At 66.2% G+C, this 3,517-nt stretch carries 3 protein-coding genes; 2 read left to right on the top strand and 1 reads right to left on the bottom strand.

The annotated features are described in order from the left end of the window. Positions 1–928, bottom strand: a 928-nt coding sequence (gene fliF, locus FKP22_RS24345) for a flagellar basal-body MS-ring/collar protein FliF (RefSeq protein WP_141290247.1), incomplete at its 3' end; no start/stop codon positions are given. A gap of 198 nt (positions 929–1,126) precedes the next feature. On the opposite strand from fliF, the gene fliE reads away from it, so the two are divergent. Then, a complete protein-coding gene (gene fliE, locus FKP22_RS24350) occupies positions 1,127–1,459 on the top strand; it encodes a flagellar hook-basal body complex protein FliE (protein WP_141290248.1) in 333 nt (110 codons plus the stop codon). Between the two features lie 208 nt (positions 1,460–1,667). Then, entirely contained in the window at positions 1,668–3,077 is a 1,410-nt protein-coding gene (locus FKP22_RS24355) for a S53 family peptidase (protein ID WP_141290249.1), read from the top strand. Positions 3,078–3,517 lie beyond the last annotated feature (440 nt).

A 3,517-nucleotide genomic window follows, 5' to 3' on the forward strand; every position in this document is an offset into this window, starting at 1 on the left:
ATTCGGCGCTCTGGGTGCTGCGCACCGCGGCCGGCTCGTTGCCCTGGTTGGGGCGGTATTGCTCGGAAGTGGCTTCGGTCTGGTTGAAGTCGATGTCGGCGGTCACCGAGGCGCGCAGGTTGTCGCGGCCGACCACCGGCTCCAGCAGGTCCTGCACCCGCTTGAGGTAGCTGGCCTCGATCTGATGCACGTACTGCAGCTGCTGTTCGTCCAGGCTGCGGGCACTGTCTTCGCCAGGGCCAGAGAGCAGGGTGCCGCGCTGGTCCAGCACGCTGACGGCCTTGGCATTCAGGTCCGGCACGCTGGACGAGACCAGGTGCACGATGGCCGCGGACTGCCCACGGTCCAGCGTGCGACCGGGCATCAGCGTCAGCATCACGCTGGCGCTGGGTTTTTGCTGCTCGCGGAAGAAGCCGTTCTGGTTCGGCAGGGCCAGGTGGACGCGGGCATCTTCCACGCCGTCCAGCTTGGTGATGGTGCGCACCAGTTCGCCTTCCAGCGCGCGCTGCATGTTCAGGCGTTCCTGGCGATCGGTCTGGCCGAAGCGGGCGTTGTCCAGCAGCTCGTTGCCGGTGACGCTGGCCTTGGGCAGGCCGGCAGCGGCGAGCTTCATCTTCAGGTCGTAGACCTTGTCGGCCGGCACCATGATGGAGGCGCCGCCGTCGCTGTGCTTGTAGGGCACGCCCATCTGCTGGAGCTGGGCCAGGATGGCGCCGGCTTCCTTGTCCGGCAGGCCGCTGTAGAGGATGCGCCAGTCGCCCTGGCTGGCCCACAGCATCATCGCCACCATGGCCGCCAGCACGGCGGCCACCGCACCGCCAAGCTTGAGCTTGGTGGCGGGCGGCATGGCCATCAGCTTGGCCACGGCGCCTTGGGGGGCGACCGGGGTCAGCTCGGCGGGTACGGGGGCGACAAGGGCTTGGTCCATGGGATCGGGCACTCAGCAGCGAAAAGGTCAACGGCCCCACAAGAGGGCACGGACCGAATTGTTCGCCAGCGCCGCGGTTCACCAAGACGCGAGAAACCCGCCAATCGCCTCGCAGTTCCATCCATAGAGAAGCCCGGCGATCTCTACCATTTCGGTCATGCCCTCCACTTCTTTAGGGCCCCTAGAGAAGGAAATGCCATGGACCTGAAGCTCAAACCTTTCGACTTCGCGCAAGCAGTTGCCAAAGCAGGCCTGTCCCAGGACGGCATGCCGCTTTCGCGCGCCAAAGCGACGAACAGCGTCGAAAAAGGCAGCTTCCAGACGGCCATGAGCAGCGCGCTGAAGTCGGTCAGCGACTCGCAGCTCGAAACCCAGCGCATGCAGAAGGAACTGCAGCTGGACAACCCGTCCGTCAGCCTGGAAGACACCATGATCGCGATGCAGAAATCGCAGCTCGGCTTCCAGGCCACGCTGTCGGTGCGCAACCGGCTGGTGCAGGCCTACACCGACATCATGAACATGCAGGTGTGACGCACCGGTGCCGCGGCACCATCTCCGTTTTGGGGGACGCTCAAAAAGGGGACGACGTGCACGACACCCCCTGCAAGAGGGGTGTCGCTCTCCTGCCAGAAGCACAGACTGCGGTCGCGCTCCAAGCCTTCACAAGGCTGACTCACAGGCCGGAATGCACCGGCCGCCGGGGCGCTGATGACTGCATCCATTCCTTCTGGAGAACAACATGAGAGACGCCTCTACTCACTTCAAGCGCTGCCTGCTCGCAGCCGCCGTTGCCACCCTGCCCGGCCTGAGCATGGCCGCAGCCACCGACAGCGCGATGACCCCCGGTGCAGACGCGCTGGCCGCACCCGAACCTGACGCGGTGGGCCGCTATGTCCTGCCGCCCAACGTGTTCCGCCCGGACAGCAGCGTGCGCCGCGCCGAAGATCGCGGCCAGCGTGTCCACACCAACTACGTGATGCACAACCGCAACGGGGTCAAGGTCAACCGCCTGGAAGACCTTGCCCTGCCAGCCCCCGAGGCCAATCCCGCCCCCAACGCCACGTTCGCCGAGTACCCGGCTTCGCTGGCCTGCATTGCCAAGGTCGGTCCCGCCTACAGCGGCTGCGTGCCGACCAACAACTCGGCCTACAACGCCACCGGCGGCGGCCGTGCGATCGTCATCGTCGATGCCTACGACTACCCCACCGCGGCGGCCGACCTGGCCACCTTCAGCTCCTTCTTCGGCCTGCCGGCGGCCAACTTCACCAAGGTGATCGCCAACGGCAACGGCGCCTGCGTCACCCCACCCTACAACTCGGGCTGGGCGCTGGAAGCTGCGCTGGACGTGCAGTGGGCCCACGCCATGGCGCCCAAGGCCAAGATCATCCTGGTCGAGGCCTGCTCCAACAGCTGGGCCGACATGATGTACGCCGAGCAGATCGCCATCCAGCAGGCGAATGCCGCCGGTGGCGGGGAAATCTCGAACAGTTGGGGCGGTGCCGAATGGAGCACTGAATCCACCGACTGGGACTGGGTCTTCCGTTCCAACTGGGTCGCGAACAAGCCGGTCAACTTCTTCTTCTCGGCGGGCGACTCTGGCCTGGGCGCCCAATACCCCAGCGCCTCGCCGTGGGTGACCTCGGTGGGCGGCACCACCATCAACCGTGACCCGACCACCCAGGCCTTCCTGAGCGAAAGCTGCTGGGCGGGTTCGGGCGGCGGCACCAGCGCCTACGAAACCTACAGCACCACGTTCGGCAGCGGCACCGGCCCCTGGACCAACTACCAGTACCCGCTGTTCGGCCAGGCCGCACGCCATTCGCCGGACATCTCGTTTGACGCCGACCCGGCCAGCGGCGCCTGGGTCTACAACGCCGGCAACTGGTACGTGGTCGGCGGCACCAGCCTGGCCGCACCGCTGGTGGCCGGCATTACCAACACGTCCAACAACCGCCTGGGCATGGCGCCCAAGGCTGGCGGCTACTACACGAACGCGCAGAACAACCTGCTGTACGCCGAGCTGCTGACGAACAAGGACTACGGCGTCAATTTCTATGACGTGACCACCGGCAACAACGGCGCCGCAGCCGCCGTGGGCTGGGACCAGTGCACCGGCGTGGGCAGCCCGCGCGGCCGCGTCGGCAAGTAAGCCAGCGTCCATCTCCCTCCTCCTGACGGCCTGGCACCAGGCCTTCCAGCGGACCTGCAAGGCAAAGGCCACGGCCTTCCCGCCTGCAGGTCCGCTTTTTCGTGGGCGGCACTCCGCGGTTCCGAAGCGGCAACTGCCGGTGGACGAGGCGTGGTCACCTACGCGCCTTGAACGTGAAATCCGGCCCGGAAGTGCCACCGCCTCACCCTTCCGGAAGCAGATTGCCCAGGAGTGTGGGACACGGTTCACGCAGCCCGAAAAAGAGGATGCGGAGCCGCTTGCAAACGCACAGACTGCGCTCGCGTTCGCCCGGCACCAGGTCTGACACGCCGGCCGGCCGGCAGGCATGCATCCGCCTGCCCGTGCGCACTGCCTTTGCATTCATTCCATTCGGAGAGATACATGAGAGACACCTCTGTCCACCTGACACGTTGCCTGCT

It is taken from the genome of Ideonella azotifigens, assembly GCF_006519715.1.
Classification (GTDB): domain Bacteria; phylum Pseudomonadota; class Gammaproteobacteria; order Burkholderiales; family Burkholderiaceae_C; genus Ideonella; species Ideonella azotifigens.